Consider the following 15,684-nt stretch of genomic DNA (forward strand, 5'->3'; position numbering starts at 1 on the left):
GGCCGTCGTAGGCCTCCACGCCCAGGATCGTCTTCGGGATCTTGGCCAGCATCGTGTAGTTGGTGTCCACGACGTTGCCCGCCGGGGCCAGACCCGCCTGGCTGACCAGCTGGTAGGCGTCCAGCGGGTCCAGGTCGAGGAGGTCCGCGGTCCAGCCGATCACGTCGTGCTGGCTGATCCGGTACGCGTCCTCCAGGGGGCGGGCGGTGCCGGTGGACATCAGGTACGCGTCGTTCTCCAGCCGGGGCCACGCCGGCGCGGCGCCCTTGATCAGGTCGACCACGACCACGGTGGACATGGCGGCTTCCACGGCCGTGCCGCAGACCTCGCCCTCGCCCTGGCGGCAGTGGCCGTCGCCGATCGAGATCAGGCCGCCGGGGACGTTCACGCCGAAGTACGCCGTGGTGCCGGCGCGCATCTCCGGGGTGTCCATGTTGCCGCCGTGCGCGCCCGGGGTGATGCTCATGATCACCTCGCCGGCGGCGGGCGCGACGCCGACCGTGCCGTGCATCGGGTCCAGCGGCAGCTCGACCTCGAAGTCGCTCGACCGGGCGCGGAAGCGGCAGACGCCGCGGGCCACGTCGACGTCGTAGAGCCACACGCGTTCGGGGAGCGCGTCGTGCAGCATCGCCGTGGTGTGGGTCGCGGTCAGCGCGCCGAAGTGCGGGAACGTGGTGGACACGGCCCAGTCGCGGGTCGGGCGGATGTCCACGAAGTGCACCGCCACCGCGTCGCCCGGTTCGGCGCCCTCGACCGCGATCGGCCCGGTCACCGGGTTCAGGTACGGGAACGTGCAGACCCGGCTCGGCAGGTCGTCCACGCCGCGCACCGCGCCGCCGAAACAGTCCTCCGTGGACAGTTCGACCACGGTGCCCGGCGGGACGGTGAGCGCCGCCTCCCGACCGCCGAACGCGAAACCCGGCTCGGACTCGAGCCGCACGACCTCGATGCTCACTTCTCCTCCTCGCTGATGCCGGCGAGCTCCGGCCGGCGGCCCGTCAGCAGCAGCCCGGCCAGCACGACCACGCCGATGCCCAGCCACACGAAACCGGTCGTCTGGGCGGCGACCTTCGCGTTGATCACCACGTAGGCCAGGATCGCGAACCCGATGGCGGGCGCGATCAGGTGCTTCCACCAGTTCCGGCTGCGGCTGCGGATCACGTAGTGCACGACGACCGACACGTGCAGCACCAGGAACGCCGTCATGGCGCCGAAGTTGACCAGCGAGCTGAGCAGCGTGATGCCGTCCTCGCGGGACTGCATGTACAGGCCGAGCGCGAGCGACACGACCGCGACCACGAGGGTGGCGTTGACCGGGATCCGGCGGGTCGGGTGCACCTTGGCCAGGAACCTGGGCAGTTGCCGGTCCCGCGCCATCGCGAACAGCAGCCGCGAGGTCGCCGCCTGCGCGACGAGCGAGTTGGCGAAACCCCAGGACACGGCGGTCGCGGCGGCGGTGAGCACGGCCAGCCAGCCGCCACCGGCGACCCGGGCCGCGTCGTAGAACGCGGTGCCGCCGGCGTCGCCGTTCGCGATCAGGGCGTCCGGGTCGGGCACGAGCAGCGCGGCGACCCACGTCTGCACGATGAACAGCACGCCGGTGGTCAGCAGCGCGGCGACCATGGACCGGCCGATCGCCTTGGCCGAGTCGCGGTTCTCCTCCGCCAGGGTGGAGATGCCGTCGAACCCGAGGAAGCTCAGCACCGCGATGGACACCGCGCCGAACACCAGCGGCCAGGAGAAGGTGGCGTTGTTGAAGATCGGATCGAAGCTGAACCCGCGGCCCTTGCCCTGGGCGAGCGCGACCACGCCGATCACCAGGAAGATCGCGAGGATCACCAGCTGCGCGACGAGCATGAACCGGTTGACCTTGGCGGTCATCTCGATGCCCAGGTAGTTCACGGCGGTGTTGAGCAGCACGAACGCCACCAGCCAGCCCCACACCGGGATCGCCGGCACCAGCGAGTTCATCGCCACGCCCGCGATCAGGTAGAGCAGGCTCGGCACCAGCACGTAGTCGAGCAGGATCATCCAGCCGGCCAGGAACCCGACCGGGCGGCCGATGCCGCGGCCCGCGTAGGTGTAGACGGAGCCCGCGATCGGGAACGCCTTCGACATCTGCGCGTAGGAGCCCGCGGTGAACAGCATGGCGAGCATGCCGATGGCGTAGGCCAGCGCGATCATGCCGCCGGAGCCCTGGAACACGCTGCCGAAGATGCCGAACGGCGCGATGGGCACCATGAAGATCAACCCGTAGACGAGCAGGTCCTTGAAGCCGAGTGACCTGCGCAGTTCCTGGGTGTAGCCGTACTTCTCGAGCCCTTCTTGGCTCATTCCGACCTCCTGCCACGCACTGGTCCGGCGAACTCTAGACACGCTCCTTCCATTTGGAAAGGTTTCACCCGGGAGGATCTTTACAACGGGGTGATGACGGTCAGGTCGAGCCCGTCCGCCCTGGCCAGGTAGCCGCCGGGACGCGGCGGACCGGGCGGGCCCCACGCGTCGAGACCGCCGTGCAGCAGCCGGGCGGCACCCTGCTGCGCGTCCGCCGCGCTGAGCGCGCCCGACCTGGCGAGCGCGGCGACCAGGTGGACGCCGTCGTAGCAGCCCTCGGCGTAGGCGTCGAGCACCGGCGCCCGGCCGCCGAACAGCGCCCGGTGCCGCTCGGCCAGCGCGACCCGGCGTTCGTCGCCCTGCCCGACGAACGACCGCATCGCCGCGTACAGCTCCCCCGTGTCGTCGCCACCCGCCGCGAGCAGGCCGTTCTCCTCCAGCGAACCGGACAGCCGGACCACCCGCGCGGCCCGCGGCGAGGCCGCGAACACCCGGTTGAACAGCGCCAGGTCGCGGCCGACGAGGCTGAGCAGGACCGCGTCCGCGCCCACCCGGCCCAACCCGTCCACGATCTCCTCCGCGTCGATGCCCGGCCCGGGGAACGGCACCAGCCGCTCGGCCACCACCTCCGCGCCCAGGTCGCGGACGATGCGCGCCACGGCCCGGTGCACGGCGCGCGGCCAGATGTAGTCGCTGCCCACCAGCGCCCAGCGGCGCAGCCTGCGGTGCGCGACCAGCCAGCGGACGGCGGGCGCGAGCTGACGTGCCGGCGCGTCGCCGAGCAGCACCACGCCGGGCAGCCGCGTGCCGCCCTCGTGCGGCGGGGTGAACACGTACGGCACCCGGTCGCCGAGCGCCTGCTCCAACGCCCGGTGCACGTCGCTGGTGTGGAACCCGACGAACGCGTCGACCAGCCCGACCAGACCTCGGGCCTCGGCGGCGACCTCGCGGGGCGCGCGGCCGGCGTCCAGCAGGACCAGCTCGACCCGGCGGGCGGCGCCGCGCGCGTTCACCTCGGTGGCCGCGAGGGCGGCGGCGAGCAGGCCCGACGGCCCGGTCAGCCCGAGCGCGCCGGACAGCGGCAGCAGCAGGCCGATCCGCAGCGCCGTCGGGTCCGGTCCGGCGACCACCACCTCGAGCCGGTCGCGCACGACCGCGCGCACGACCGCCGACGAGTCCATGCCGGACAGTATGCTCGCGTCCACGACCACCGGCGGAAGGCATGTCATGGCTGATCAGCGGCTCGCCCGCGCCGACCTGGTCGACCTGCTGACCCGTGCCCAGCGGGCCCTCGTCCGCGACCTGGGCGGCGTGCTGGAGGAGGAGGGCGTCACGGTCGACCAGTGGCGCGTGCTGCGCGCCCTCGCCGCCGAGGAACGGGCCATGGGTTCGCTCGCGGTGGCCGTGGAGATCCCGCACGCGACGTTGACCAGGCTCGTGGACGGGTTGGTCGACTCGGCGCTGCTGTACCGGACCCAGTCCGAGGAGGACCGCCGCAAGGTCTCGGTGCACGTGTCCGACCTGGGCCGGGTGAAGCTCGCGCGGCTGGAGGCGCTGGCCGTCGCGCACGAGCGCACGGTGGCCGAGCGGGTGGGCGCGGACGGCGTGACGGCGTTGGCCGACCTGCTCCGCGATCTCGGGTAAGCCCGCTCACCAATCCCCCGAAACGGCTCCGACGCCCCGGTTGGGTCCGCTACGGTCCGCTGCCGTCGAGTGAGCACGGCGTGGGGGAACGATGACCGATCCTGACCGGATCCTGAACGAGTACGAAGGCAAGCTGGCGGAGGCGCGGCGCAAGAGCGACGCGATCCGCGAGGGGCTGGCGAACCTGCGCGTCACCGAGCGCAGTCCCGACGGGCAGATCACCGTGACGGTGAACGACGCGGGCAACCTGGTGGGCCTGGACCTGGGCAACTCCTTGCAGCGCAAGGACGGCGCGACCGTCGGCCAGGAGGTCCTGCGGGTGGTGCAGGCCGCGCAGACCAGGCTGGCGGGCGCCGTGCAGGAGGCGATGGCGCCGTCGCTGGGCGCGGACTCCGAGGCGATGCGCTTCCTGGTGGACCGGCTGCGCAGCGCGCACCCGGACGTGCCGCAGGCCGCGGGGTGGGGCACCCCGTCGTCCGGCATCGGCCGGATCGAGGAGGACGTGCCGCCTCCTCCCCCACCGTTCCGCAGGCCGCCTCCTCCCCCGCCTCGGCCGCAACGCCCGGCCGAGGAGGACGACGACTTCGGCGGAGGTTTCCTGCGATGACCTACCGCATCGACCTGACCGAGATGGACGCCCACGCGAAGAAGCTGGACGACATCGCGCACCGCGTGAACACGGCCGCGGGCGCGGGCCAGGCGTCGTCCCACCCGGAGGCCTTCGGCCTGCTGGGCATCCCGCTGATGGCGATCTGCGCGGCGGCCGAGCACAGCGCGGTGGACACCCTGAACGACGCCGTCGACGCGGCGTCCGACCACCTCGAGCGGGTGCACGACTGGCGCGAGGACGTGCGGACCAACGAGGAAGCCAACACCACCATGTTCGACGGGATGTACACCGAATGAGCACCCCTTCCGTCGGCCCGGCACCCGCGCCGCAGCAGAACATCCTGGTTCGCGAGGGTGAGCCCACCCCGGACACCGAGGGCGCCGGCCTGTTCCACGACGCGACCGAGGCCGTCACCAAGCTCGCGGACGGCGACTGGGCCGAGGGCCTGCTCAACGTGGCCGGCGCGGTGGGTGGGATCGCCGACTTCCTGGTCGACCCGCTGGCCGGGCTCGCCAGTGCCGGGTTCGGCTGGCTGATGGAGCACGTGGACTTCCTCCGCGAGCCGCTGGACTGGCTGACCGGTGATCAGCAGACGCTCGACGGCATGGCGCAGACCTGGCAGTCGGTGTCGAGTTACCTCGACGAGACCTCGACCGCCCTCAAGGACGCGGTGAGCGGCGACACGGCGAACTGGGAGGGCGCGGACACCGCGAAGTACCGCGTCTTCGGTGTCGACCGGGCGGACACCTACGGCGCGGTGGGCGAGGCCGCGCGCGGGATGTCGTTGCTGATCACGATCTGCAAGACCATCCTCAAGGTCGTCCGCGACATCGTCCGGGACCTGATCTCCGAGGCGATCGGCAAGCTGGTGAGCATCTGCCTGCGATGGCTCCCGGCCGTGGCGGCGTTCGGCGCGGGTGTCGCGGGCGCGATCGCCGAGTGCGTGCCGACCGCGATCAGGTACGCGGACAAGGCCGTCGAGTGGTGCCGCAAGCTCACCAAGGCGTTCTCCAAGGCGCAGACGCTGGTCGGCAAGCTGGACCGGATCCTGACCAACGCCAAGACCGCGCTCGCCAAGGGCGGCGACAACCTGGTGACCGTGCTCAAGCGGGGCGCGGACGCGGACATCGCGCGCCACATGGCGGACTTCTCCCTCGGGAAGATGGCGAAGGACGCGTACACCGAGGCCCGCAAGGTCGTGGTCGACGGTGTCACCGGTTTGCCGAAGGAGGTCCTGCCCAAGATGGGCACCGAGTTCGCGAAAGAGGGCTCCAAGGTCGTGGACAACGGGGGGTGGAAGTCGTGGCGGGAGTTGAAGAAGGAGGAGGAAACCCGGAAGAGGGAGGAGGCCGGCGGCTGAGGAGGCGGCTGCACCGCGTCTTCGCGTTCCTGGTCGTGCCCGCGCTCGGGTACCTGATCGGGGCGACGATCTTCTTCCACTTCTACGACCGCGTCGAGACCGGCGACCTCGCCAAAGCCGGCTACACGGCGGTCGCCACGGCCTGTCAGGAGCGCGGACCCGTGACCTACAAGGGTTTCGGCTACTGGCACCGGTGCGACGTGACGGTGACCCGGACCGCCGACCGGCGCACCCTGACCGCCGACGTCTCGTTCCTGGAGCCCGCCGACATCGGTCGGACGACCTGGGCGGTCGGCGTTGACCGGCGTTCCCGGGTGCAGCCCGAGCGGTCGTCGCCGGGTCTCGGCATGGTCTGCCTGATGGCCTTCGGGGTGCTGTGGCTGCTGGTGTTCATCCGGATCGCCGGCCCCGTGATGCCCGAGGGGCGCAGGAGGCGGCGGATGCCGATCCGGTACCGGCGGCCGGAGGGTGCCGACTAGATCGCGCGCCGGGCGTTCGGGGCGTTGACTGGATCACGTGACGACCGTTCGAGGCGTGGTGCTGGCGGTGTGCTGCCTGCTCGTCGGGGTGGCCGCGGTCGACCCGGTGGTGTCCGCTCCCACCGGGTCGGCGCGGACGCCGCCGATGGGGTGGAACAGCTGGAACGCCTACGGGTGCGACATCGACCAGCAGAAGATCCGGGCCGCGGCGGACGCGATCGTGGCGGCCGGGTTGCGCGACGTCGGGTACGAGTACGTCAACGTGGACGACTGCTGGCAGGCCACCACGCGGGACGTGTGGGGGAACCTGCGGGCCGATCCCGCGCGGTTCCCCGACGGGATGAAGGCGTTGGCGGACTACGTGCACGGCAAGGGGTTGAGGTTCGGGATCTACGCCACGCCCGGCACGCGGACGTGCGCGAACCTCGCCGGCCTGTACCCCGGCGCGCTCGGCAGCCTCGGCCACGAGCGGCAGGACGCGGCGGTGTTCGCGGCGTGGGGGGTGGACTACCTCAAGTACGACTGGTGCCGGGCCGAGGTGGACGGGGTCGAGCCGCGGGCCGGGTTCACGCTCATGCGGGACGCGTTGGACGACACCGGGCGGGCGGTCGTGTACTCGATCCACCGGCAGCCGCAGCTGCCCGTCGACTCGTGGCGGCCGTCGGTGGCGAACTCGTGGCGGACCACCGGTGACATCGCGCCGACGTGGGACAGCGTCACCGGCATCGTGGACCGGCAGGTCGGGTTGGAGGTCTGGGCGCGGCCCGGCGCGTGGAACGACCCGGACATGCTGGAGGTCGGGAACGGGGCGTTGACGCCGGACGAGAGCCGGGCGCACTTCAGCCTGTGGGCGGTGCTGTCCGCGCCGCTGCTCGCGGGCAACCGGCTGGACGCGATGAGCGAGGACACCCGGCGGGTGCTGACGAACCGGGACGTCGTCGCGGTCGACCAGGACTGGGCGGGGTCGCAGGGGTACCGGGTGCGCGACGGCGGCGACGTGCAGGTCTGGGTGAAGCCACTGTCCGGAGGGGACCGGGCCGTGGCGGTGCTGAACCGGGGCGCCTCGACGGCGACCACCTCGGTGACCGCGGCCGAGTTCGGTTTCCCCGGCGGGGGCGGGCTGACCCTGCGCGATCTGTGGTCCGGCGTCGTGTCCGGCGCGGAGGGTCCGGTCGCCGTGACGGTGCGGCCGCACGCCGCGGTGCTCTACCGGGTGTCCGCGCGCCGGTGACCGCGTGGGCGGACCAGTCGGGAAAGGGCGATGGCGCACTCGGGTTGCGCCGTTCGACCGGTTGCCCGAAGTCCTTCCGGATCAACGCGGAAAACGGGACCGGCGGCGGCTCGGAACGGCCGGGGTGAGCTGGAACACGCCGTCGCGCGGCGCGGTGAATTTCCCACCCGAAGCGGGCGGAACAGTTTTTCGGTTCACCGAAGCGCGGCGCGGGGCCCCGACCTGGACCGGGTCGTGACCAGGCCGATCGGCGTCGGGCACGCGGGCCGACCGGCGGCGGATAATTCGCATAACAATTAACTTGCGGCCGCTTACGCCTCTCGCAGTAATTGAGGTTACTCTCCGTCAAATGGCGACTACCGGACCTTGACGGCACTTCCACGCGTCCCCGATGATCGAGCGACTTGAGCGGATTGCGGTCAAGGTCGTAAATCCACGACCGCCTCTCGACAATCACCGGCTTCGCCAGGGGGAGGTTTCGTGCGCGTTCTACGCCTGCTCGTCGCGGCGCTCATCGAGATCTCCGTCGTCGTCGGCTTCTCGGCCGTCGAGCCGACCGCCCACCACGAGGCGACCCGGCAGCAACCTCTCGTCAAGGCGTTGACCTGCGCTTTCGCCGACTGCGAAGTCGGCAGGGCGGACGACGTCACGTCCGACGAACCGGCCGTCGCGCTGCTGCGGACCACCGTCCGCCCGGCCGTCGCCCCGTCCGCGGGAACGACCGCCGTCCGCGTCGACACCCGGGTCGCCCGCGGGCCTCCGGGCAGGCGCTGAATTCTTCGCGAGCCCCTGCCGCACCGCCGTCCTATTACGACCGCGGTGTCCCTGACGCGCCCACAAAAAGGACAATCCGATGCACGCCCGACCCGATCGCACCACCGGCAGACCCCCTGCGGCGCCGACCCGGTACTTCCCGAAATCAGACCTGAAGTCCGGTTTCCTGGTCGCGCTGATCGCACTTCCGCTCTGTCTGGGCATCGCGGTGGCCAGCGGATTCCCGCCCATCGCGGGCGTGCTCACGGCCATCGTGGGCGGCATCCTCGGCGGCCTGCTCGGCGGCGCCCCGCTGACTATCAAGGGGCCCGCCGCCGGCCTGATCGTGATCGCCGTCGGCGCGGTGCACGACCTCGGCCAGGGCGACCTCGTTGCCGGTTACCGGAAGGCGCTCGCCGTCGGCGTGGTCGCGGCGCTCGTCCAGGTGGTGTTCGGCCTGCTGCGCGCGGCCGGCATCGGCGTGGCCATGTCGCCGTCCGTCGTGCACGGCATGCTCGCCGCGATCGGCGTGATCATCATCGCCAAGCAGGCGCACGTGGTGCTCGGCGTGAAGCCCAAGGCCGAGACGCCGTTCGGGCTGCTGGCCGAGATACCGCGCAGCGCCTCGCACGCGAACCCCTACATCCTGCTGGTGGGCGCGATCTCGCTGGTGCTGCTGTTCTGCCTGCCGCTGGTGCGCGCCCGCTGGAGCAAGGTCGTGCCGGCGCCGTTGATCGTGCTCGCGGTCGCCATCCCGATCGGGCTGTGGCTGCACCTGGACCGGCCGCACGACTACACGTTCCTCGGCTCGCACCACCTCGGCCCGGAGTACCTGGTCCGACTGCCCGGTTCGCTGCTGGACGCGGTCACCTTCCCGGACTTCTCCGAGGTGTTCGGCGCGACGTCGATCCAGTACGTGGTGATGTTCGCGCTGATCGGCACCATCGAGTCGACGCTGACCGTCCTCGCGGTCGACTCGCTGGACCCGGCGCGGCGCACCTCGGACGTCAACCGCGACCTGCTCGCGGTCGGTGTCGGCAACCTGACCTCGGCGTTGATCGGCGGCCTGCCGATGATCTCCGAGATCGTGCGCAGCAAGGCCAACCTCGACTCCGGCGCGAAGAGCCGGTGGTCGAACGTGTGCCACGGCGCGATCCTGCTGCTGTTCGTCGCGCTGATCCCCGGTGTGGTGCAGACGATCCCGCTCGCCGCGCTGGCCGCGATGCTGGTGTACACCGGTTTCCGGCTCGCCTCGCCGCGCGAGTTCCGGCACGTCGGGCAAATCGGCGTCGACCAGTTGGCGCTGTTCCTCACCACGCTGCTGGTCACCCTGGCCACCGACCTGCTGATGGGCGTGGCCGCGGGTCTCGTGCTCAAGCTGGTGCTGCACGTCGCGCGCGGCGTGCCGCTGCCCGCGTTCGTGCCGCGGCCCCAGGCGACCGTGACCGACGGCGTGCTGCGGATCCGGGTGCCCAAGGCCGCGATCTTCCCGGCGCTGCTGCCGTTGCGGCGGCTGCTCGCCCGGCACGGCGCGGACGTCACCGAGGTCGTGGTCGACGTGCGCGAGGCGTCCTTCGTGGACCACACCTTCCTGTCCCGACTGGACGAACTGGCCCGGGAACTCCCCCACGCCACGCTCACCGTCGAGGGTCTGGACGAGTTCGAGGCCGCGTCGGCGCACCCGCACGCCACCCGTCGCCGGCGGTCGCGATGACCGTCGCCGACCGCAGCGTCACCGACCTGGTGGACCGCGCCGCGGCCCTGCTGCCCGAGCAGGGACCGCTCCAAGCGTTCGTGCACCACAACACGCTGCACGCGTTCGAGCACCTGCCCTTCGGCGACGCGGTGACCGAGGCCGCCGCCGTGTTCGGCACCGAGCCGTACCTGAGCGAGGCCGAGTTCCACCGGCACCTGCGCTCGGGCCGGATCACGCCGGGCGACCTGGACGCGGTGGTCGCGGACGAGGTCGTCGACGACGGCGGGCAGATCGTGCCGGGCGGACCCACTCCCCGCCGGTTCCACGAACTCCGGCTGCGCCACCACGTCGAGGTGCCGCGGGGCCCGGCGCTGCACTGGCTGCTGGCCGAAACCGACGCGGTGGACGCCGTGGACCCGCGCTGGGACCTGCTGCGCGCGGTCGGTCCGGCGCCCGAGCCGCAGGCGGTGTCCGCCCGACCACGGGACCGGGTCCTCGCCGCGACCGGCGTCGACCCGGACCACCTGGCGCACCCGTTGCTGATCCGGTTCACCGCCGCGTTCCTCGACCAGGGCGTGGCGTACTGGGCGATGCCGGTGCGCGAGGACGGGCTGCTCGCCGCGTTCCGCGCGCTCTACGGTCGGGCGGGCGGTCCGCCGGACCCGTTCCTGCGCGGACTCCCGGGGTGCCTGCGCGGTCAGGACGGGTGGACGGCCGAGCGCACGATCCACTGGGCGCTGCGTGAACTGGGCGTGGCCCGGGAGGACTGGTCGGAGGTCGTCACCGCGACGCTGCTGTCCCTGCGCGGGTGGGCGGGCATGGTGCGGCAGTTCGAGCACCGGCCCGACCGCGCGCCCGTCGAGGCCAGGCCCGCCAGGCTGGCCGACTACCTGGCCGTGCAGCTGACCCTGGACGTGTTCGCCGCGCGGCACGTGCGGGCGACCGCCGAGCCCGTCGCCGACGTGCCTGCCCGGCCGGAGCTGGAACCGGTGTACGAGGCGTTCGTGCTGGCCCGCCTGATGGACGTGCCGCTGACCGACACCGGGCAGGCGGCCGCGTGGCTGGCCGCGTGCACGCGGTGCGACGAGGTGGAGCGGCGTCGGCTGCTGCACCTGGCCTACGAGCGCCGGCACCGGGTCGGCGTGCTCGACGGGCTCGCCGCGCACCAGGCGCTGTCGGCGGACCCGGGCGTGCCGCGGTTCCAGGCGGTGTTCTGCCTGGACGAGCGGGAGGAGTCGCTGCGCCGGCACCTGGAGGAGTGCTGCCCGTCGGTCGAGACGTTCGGGTTCGCCGGGTTCTTCGGCGTCGCGATGAACTACCGGGGCGTGGACGACGTGCGGTCGCGCCCGCTGTGCCCGGTCGTGGTGACGCCGAGGCACGCGGTGGTCGAGCAGCCGCTGCACCCCGGGCGGACGCGGCGGTCGGCGCGGGCGCGGTGGACCCGGGCGGTGTCGACCGGCAGCCGGACGTTGGCCCGCGGCGGCGTGTTCAGCGTGGCGCTGGGCGCGGCCGGGTTGGCCTCGCTGGTGGGTCGCTGCCTGTTCCCGCGCGCCGCGCACCGGTGGGAGCACCGGTCGCACGCCGAGGCTCCCCCGACCCGGCTCGTCATGGAGTTCTCGGTCGCCGAGATGGCCGACATCGTGTCGACCGTGTTGCGCACCACCGGGTTGAGCCGCGGCCTGGCGCCGGTCGTGCTGATCGTCGGGCACGGGTCGTCCAGCCTGAACAACCCGCACGAGTCGGCGCACGACTGCGGCGCGACCGGTGGCGGGCGCGGCGGCCCGAACGCGCGGGCGTTCGCCGCGATGGCCAACGACCCGGCGGTCCGTGCCGAGCTCGCCGAGCGCGGGCTGGTGATCCCCGAGGGCACCTGGTTCGTCGGCGGCTACCACAACACGTGCGACGACACGATGACCTACTACGACGAGGACCTGGTGCCCGCCGGGCACGCGGAACCCTTGCGGCGGGCCGAGAACGCGCTCGCCCAGGCCTGCGTGCTCGCCGCGCACGAGCGGTGCCGGCGGTTCGAGTCGGCACCGCCGGACCTCGCGCTCGCGGACGCGTTGGCGCACGCGGAAACCCACGCGGTCGACCTCGGCCAGCCGCGTCCCGAGTACGGGCACGCCACCAACGCGGTGTGCGTGGTCGGACGGCGGCGGCGCACCCGCGGACTGTTCCTGGACCGCAGGGCGTTCCTCGCGTCCTACGACCCGGACTGCGACACCGACGACGCGCTGCTGACGTCGTTGCTGCTGGCCGTCGGGCCGGTGTGCGCGGGGATCAACCTGGAGTACTACTTCAGCTTCGTGGACCCGGCGGGGTACGGCTGCGGCACCAAGCTGCCGCACAACATCACCGGGCTGATCGGGGTGATGGACGGGCACGCGTCCGACCTGCGCACCGGGTTGCCGTGGCAGATGGTCGAGATCCACGAGCCCGTGCGGCTGCTGCTGGTCGTGGAGGCCGCGCCCGAGCGGTTGGCCGCGATCCTGGCCGCGCACCCGAACCTGGACCGGCTGGTGTCGGGCGGGTGGATCCAGCTCGTCGCGTGGGACCGGGACGCCATGCACGTGTACGCGCGGGGCGCGTTCCGGCCGCACGTGCCCGAGCGCACCGCGTTCCCGGTGGTGGCCCGGTCGGCGGAGGTCTACGCCGGTTCGCGCGACCACCTCGGGTGCGCGCACGTGCTGACGCGCGTCGACGTGCCGGTGCCGGTCTCGTGAACGGGATCCTGGTGGCCGCCGCGGCGGTGCCCTTCGGGGTGTTCCTGCTGCTCGGCGCGGCGTCCTGGCTGGGCGTGCCGCTGACCGAGCGGGTGGTGTCGGCGCTGGTCGTGGCGTCGGCCGGGGTGTCGGCGGCACTGCTCGCGACGACCGTCCGGTCCGGGCCGGTCGAGGTGGTCGTCGGCACCTGGTTCCACGGGTTCCCGCTGGTGCTGCGGGCGGACTGGCTCTCGGTCCCGGTGGGGGTGCTCGCGGCGCTGCTGGGCGCGTTGATCGGCGCGTTCTCCCGGCGCTACCTGCACCGCGACCCGGGGTTCCGGCGGTTCCACGTGCTGCTGGCGCTGTTCGTGGCCGGCGTGCAACTGGTGGTGCTGGCCGGGACGCCCGACCTGCTGGTGGTCGGCTGGGAGCTGACCGGGTTGGCCTCCGCGCTGCTGATCGCGTTCTTCCACCAGCGGCGCGGACCGGTCGCGCACGGGCTGCGGGCGTTCATCACCTACCGGGTGTGCGACGTGGGTCTGGTCGGCGCGGTCGTGGTCGTGCACCACGGCGGCCCGCCGCTCGCCGTCGGCCTCCTGCTGTTGTGGGGCTCGATGGGCAAGGCCGCGCAGTTCCCGCTGGGCGGCTGGCTGCCGCGCGCGATGGAGGGTCCGACCCCGTCGAGCGCGATCTGCTACGGCGCGATCTCGGTCAGCCTGGGGCCGTACCTGTTGCTGCGCACGCACGACCTGTGGGCCGGCGCGCCGGCGCTGCCGGTGGTGATCGCGGTGGTCGGCGGGGTGACGGCGGTGCACGCGACCCTGGTGGGCCGCACCCAGACCGACATCAAGACGACGCTGGCGTACGCCTCGTCCACCCAGATCGGGTTGGTGCTGGTGGAGATCGGGCTCGGGTGGGAGGTGTTCGCGCTGGTCCACCTGCTGGGGCACGCGGCGGTGCGCAGCGCCCAGGTGCTGCGGTCGCCGAGCCTGCTGCACGACCACCACCACCTCGAGCAGGCGCTCGGCGAGCCGGTGACGCGGTCGGGCGGCGGGTGGTCGCGGGTGACACCCCGGCCGGTGCGGCTGTGGCTGTACCGGTTCGCGTTGGAGCGCGGGTACCTGGACGCGGTCGTGGTGGACCACGCGGTCGGCCGCTTCGCGCGGCTGGTGCGGCGGTTCGCGGCGGCCGACGAGCGCTGGGTCCGCCGCTGGGAGGTGGCCCGGTGAGCCCGAGGTGGTCCGGGGTCGGCCGCCTCGGCGGGTCGTCTGGGGTGGCCCGGGTGGGGGCCGGCCCTGCGCGGATACGGCTGGGGAACGCGGACTTGTCGCGATCCCGCCCGGTCTCGGTCGGGTGTGCCGGCGGCGCGGTGGTGTCGACCGGGTCGCGCCCGACCGGTACCGGCGCGGTGTCCACGACCGCCCCTCGCGCGGCCGTGGCCCGCGCCGCCGGTGGAGCCGGTCAGGACGCCCGGATCGGGTCGGTGGTGGGTGTCGGCACGGCTCGATGCCACCGACACTCCGGCGGTGGCACCGAGATCGTGGACGCGGGCGTGACTCGGTGCCTTCGACAGTCCAGTGGCGACACCGTCGTGCCCGTGCGCCTCCGCACCGCCGGCGGTCCGGGGGTGACGTCGTGATCGTGTCGGCGGTCGTGGTGCTGGTGTGGCTCGGCGCGGCCGTCGTGGTCGGGGCCGAGGGTGACGCCCGGGTCGCGCGGCGCAAGGGTGTGTGGGGTGCCTCGGGTGCGGCGGTCGTGTCGTTGGTCGGGTTCCCGGACTCCTTGGTGTGCACGACGTTCTGCCTCGCCGGGGTGCTGATCGCGGCGTTGAGCCCGGTCGGGTCGCACCCGCCCCGGGTGCTCGCGCGGGCGCTGGTGCTGGTCGGGTTGGCGTGCGCGTTCACCGTGGCGCGGTTCGCCGCCGTGGACGCGCTGCTCTGGGCCGGCACGGCGGTCGTGGCGTGGTCGGCGGCGCGGGACGGGCGGTTGTTCGCGCTCTACCACGTGCCCAGTGTGCTGCTGGTGGGTGTCGGGCTGGTGGTGTCGCCGCCGGTCGGCGGGGTGCTGGTGCTGGCTGGTGTCGCGGTACGGGCGGCCGTGGTGCCGGCGCACAGCTGGTTCCCCCGGTTCGTGGCGCACACGCCGATGGGCGTGGTGGCGGCGTTCCTGCTGCCGCTGGGCCTGCTGGTGCCGAGCGTGCCGGCGGCACCGGTGGTCGGCGCGGTGGCGGCGCTCGTCGGCGCGCTGTTCGCGGTGGTGCAGTCGGACGGCACGCGGGCGCTGGCGTTCCTGCTCGCCAGTGTCGGCGGGGTGACGCTCGTGGACGGCGCGCAGCCGGCGCTCGTGCTCGCCTCGACCGGGTTGGCGATGACCGTGGGCGCGTTGACCGCCCGGCGCGGCGCGCTGTCGCTCACCACGCCGGCGGGCGACCTGGCGCGCACGCCCCGGCTCGCGGTGGCCTACCTCGGCTTCGGGTTGGCGCTGGCCGGTTTCCCGCTGCTGCCGGGGTTCGCGAACGTGCACCGGCTGCTCGACCACCCGGCGCCGTTCGTGGTGGCGGCGGTCGTCGTGGCCGTGGCGGTGAACGGGATGACGGTGCTGCGCGGGTTCCTCGGGCTGTTCGCCGGGCACCGCGCGGAGACCGGTGAGCGCGACCTGACGCCGCTGGAGAACTACGCCGTCGCGGTGACGCTGTCGGTGCTGGTGCTCGGCGGGCTCGCGCCCGGTTTCACCGGGTGGTGAGCCGCCCGTGACCGGTCCACACCGGGAGGTGGGGCGGTCACGGCGCGGGCGGGACGATCATCGGCCACTCCAAGCCGGACAACGCGGTGTAGTGCGCCGACCCGGCCGGATCGCCGGGCGGGGCCCCCCGCAC

General features: G+C 73.0%; 14 protein-coding genes. 11 read left to right on the forward strand and 3 right to left on the reverse strand.

Translation table 11 applies throughout. The features are described 5' to 3' along the window. From AB0G50_RS35005 to AB0G50_RS35015, 3 genes are all read right to left on the reverse strand, one after another. Positions 1–955, reverse strand: a 955-nt coding sequence (locus AB0G50_RS35005; protein WP_360118090.1) for an acetamidase/formamidase family protein, incomplete at its 3' end; no start/stop codon positions are given. Next, complete coding sequence (locus AB0G50_RS35010) at positions 952–2,334, reverse strand: APC family permease (protein WP_360118093.1); 1,383 nt, start codon at positions 2,332–2,334, stop codon at positions 952–954. The genes AB0G50_RS35010 and AB0G50_RS35005, both read right to left, overlap by 4 nt. An 80-nt stretch (positions 2,335–2,414) precedes the next feature. Continuing rightward, complete coding sequence (locus AB0G50_RS35015) at positions 2,415–3,539, reverse strand: ABC transporter substrate-binding protein (protein ID WP_360118095.1); 1,125 nt, start codon at positions 3,537–3,539, stop codon at positions 2,415–2,417. 22 nt (positions 3,540–3,561) lie between these two features. On the opposite strand from AB0G50_RS35015, the gene AB0G50_RS35020 reads away from it, so the two are divergent. From AB0G50_RS35020 to AB0G50_RS35070, 11 genes are all read left to right on the forward strand, one after another. Beyond that, positions 3,562–3,978 (forward strand): MarR family transcriptional regulator, encoded by a 417-nt coding sequence (locus AB0G50_RS35020; protein ID WP_360118098.1) that lies wholly within the window; start codon positions 3,562–3,564, stop codon positions 3,976–3,978. 91 nt (positions 3,979–4,069) lie between these two features. Beyond that, positions 4,070–4,585: a YbaB/EbfC family nucleoid-associated protein gene (locus AB0G50_RS35025; protein ID WP_360118101.1), complete on the forward strand. Its 516-nt coding sequence runs from the start codon at positions 4,070–4,072 to the stop codon at positions 4,583–4,585. Further along, positions 4,582–4,884 (forward strand): hypothetical protein, encoded by a 303-nt coding sequence (locus tag AB0G50_RS35030; RefSeq protein ID WP_360118104.1) that lies wholly within the window; start codon positions 4,582–4,584, stop codon positions 4,882–4,884. The genes AB0G50_RS35025 and AB0G50_RS35030 overlap by 4 nt, the downstream gene beginning before the upstream one ends. Beyond that, positions 4,881–5,948 carry a hypothetical protein gene (locus tag AB0G50_RS35035; protein ID WP_360118107.1) on the forward strand — a complete coding sequence of 356 codons (1,068 nt, stop codon included), beginning with the start codon at positions 4,881–4,883 and terminating at the stop codon, positions 5,946–5,948. Before AB0G50_RS35030 ends, AB0G50_RS35035 begins: the two co-directional genes overlap by 4 nt. Then, positions 5,891–6,427 carry a DUF6346 domain-containing protein gene (locus tag AB0G50_RS35040; RefSeq protein WP_360118110.1) on the forward strand — a complete coding sequence of 179 codons (537 nt, stop codon included), beginning with the start codon at positions 5,891–5,893 and terminating at the stop codon, positions 6,425–6,427. The genes AB0G50_RS35035 and AB0G50_RS35040 overlap by 58 nt, the downstream gene beginning before the upstream one ends. A gap of 37 nt (positions 6,428–6,464) precedes the next feature. Further along, positions 6,465–7,658 carry a glycoside hydrolase family 27 protein gene (locus tag AB0G50_RS35045; protein WP_360118113.1) on the forward strand — a complete coding sequence of 398 codons (1,194 nt, stop codon included), beginning with the start codon at positions 6,465–6,467 and terminating at the stop codon, positions 7,656–7,658. 480 nt (positions 7,659–8,138) lie between these two features. Beyond that, on the forward strand, positions 8,139–8,432 hold the full coding sequence (locus AB0G50_RS35050) for a hypothetical protein (RefSeq protein WP_360118116.1): 294 nt from the start codon (positions 8,139–8,141) through the stop codon (positions 8,430–8,432). A gap of 79 nt (positions 8,433–8,511) precedes the next feature. Beyond that, positions 8,512–10,125: a SulP family inorganic anion transporter gene (locus tag AB0G50_RS35055; protein ID WP_360118119.1), complete on the forward strand. Its 1,614-nt coding sequence runs from the start codon at positions 8,512–8,514 to the stop codon at positions 10,123–10,125. Then, positions 10,122–12,830 (forward strand): DUF2309 domain-containing protein, encoded by a 2,709-nt coding sequence (locus AB0G50_RS35060; protein WP_360118122.1) that lies wholly within the window; start codon positions 10,122–10,124, stop codon positions 12,828–12,830. Before AB0G50_RS35055 ends, AB0G50_RS35060 begins: the two co-directional genes overlap by 4 nt. Next, on the forward strand, positions 12,827–14,038 hold the full coding sequence (locus AB0G50_RS35065; RefSeq protein WP_360118125.1) for a proton-conducting transporter membrane subunit: 1,212 nt from the start codon (positions 12,827–12,829) through the stop codon (positions 14,036–14,038). The genes AB0G50_RS35060 and AB0G50_RS35065 overlap by 4 nt, the downstream gene beginning before the upstream one ends. Before the next feature lie 406 nt (positions 14,039–14,444). Further along, positions 14,445–15,551 (forward strand): hypothetical protein, encoded by a 1,107-nt coding sequence (locus AB0G50_RS35070; protein WP_360118128.1) that lies wholly within the window; start codon positions 14,445–14,447, stop codon positions 15,549–15,551. Positions 15,552–15,684: the final 133 nt, after the last annotated feature.

The sequence above is a fragment of the Actinosynnema sp. NPDC020468 genome, assembly GCF_040642015.1.
In the GTDB taxonomy this organism is placed as follows: Bacteria; Actinomycetota; Actinomycetes; order Mycobacteriales; family Pseudonocardiaceae; genus Actinosynnema.

Bases quoted from the DNA above. Each gene is read 5' to 3' on its own strand.
- AB0G50_RS35010 (WP_360118093.1), bottom strand. From the start codon at position 2,334: ATGAGCCAAGAAGGGCTCGAGAAGTACGGCTACACCCAGGAACTGCGC.
- AB0G50_RS35020 (WP_360118098.1), top strand. From the start codon at position 3,562: ATGGCTGATCAGCGGCTCGCCCGCGCCGACCTGGTCGACCTGCTGACC.
- AB0G50_RS35025 (WP_360118101.1), top strand. From the start codon at position 4,070: ATGACCGATCCTGACCGGATCCTGAACGAGTACGAAGGCAAGCTGGCG.
- AB0G50_RS35030 (WP_360118104.1), top strand. From the start codon at position 4,582: ATGACCTACCGCATCGACCTGACCGAGATGGACGCCCACGCGAAGAAG.
- AB0G50_RS35035 (WP_360118107.1), top strand. From the start codon at position 4,881: ATGAGCACCCCTTCCGTCGGCCCGGCACCCGCGCCGCAGCAGAACATC.
- AB0G50_RS35055 (WP_360118119.1), top strand. From the start codon at position 8,512: ATGCACGCCCGACCCGATCGCACCACCGGCAGACCCCCTGCGGCGCCG.
- AB0G50_RS35060 (WP_360118122.1), top strand. From the start codon at position 10,122: ATGACCGTCGCCGACCGCAGCGTCACCGACCTGGTGGACCGCGCCGCG.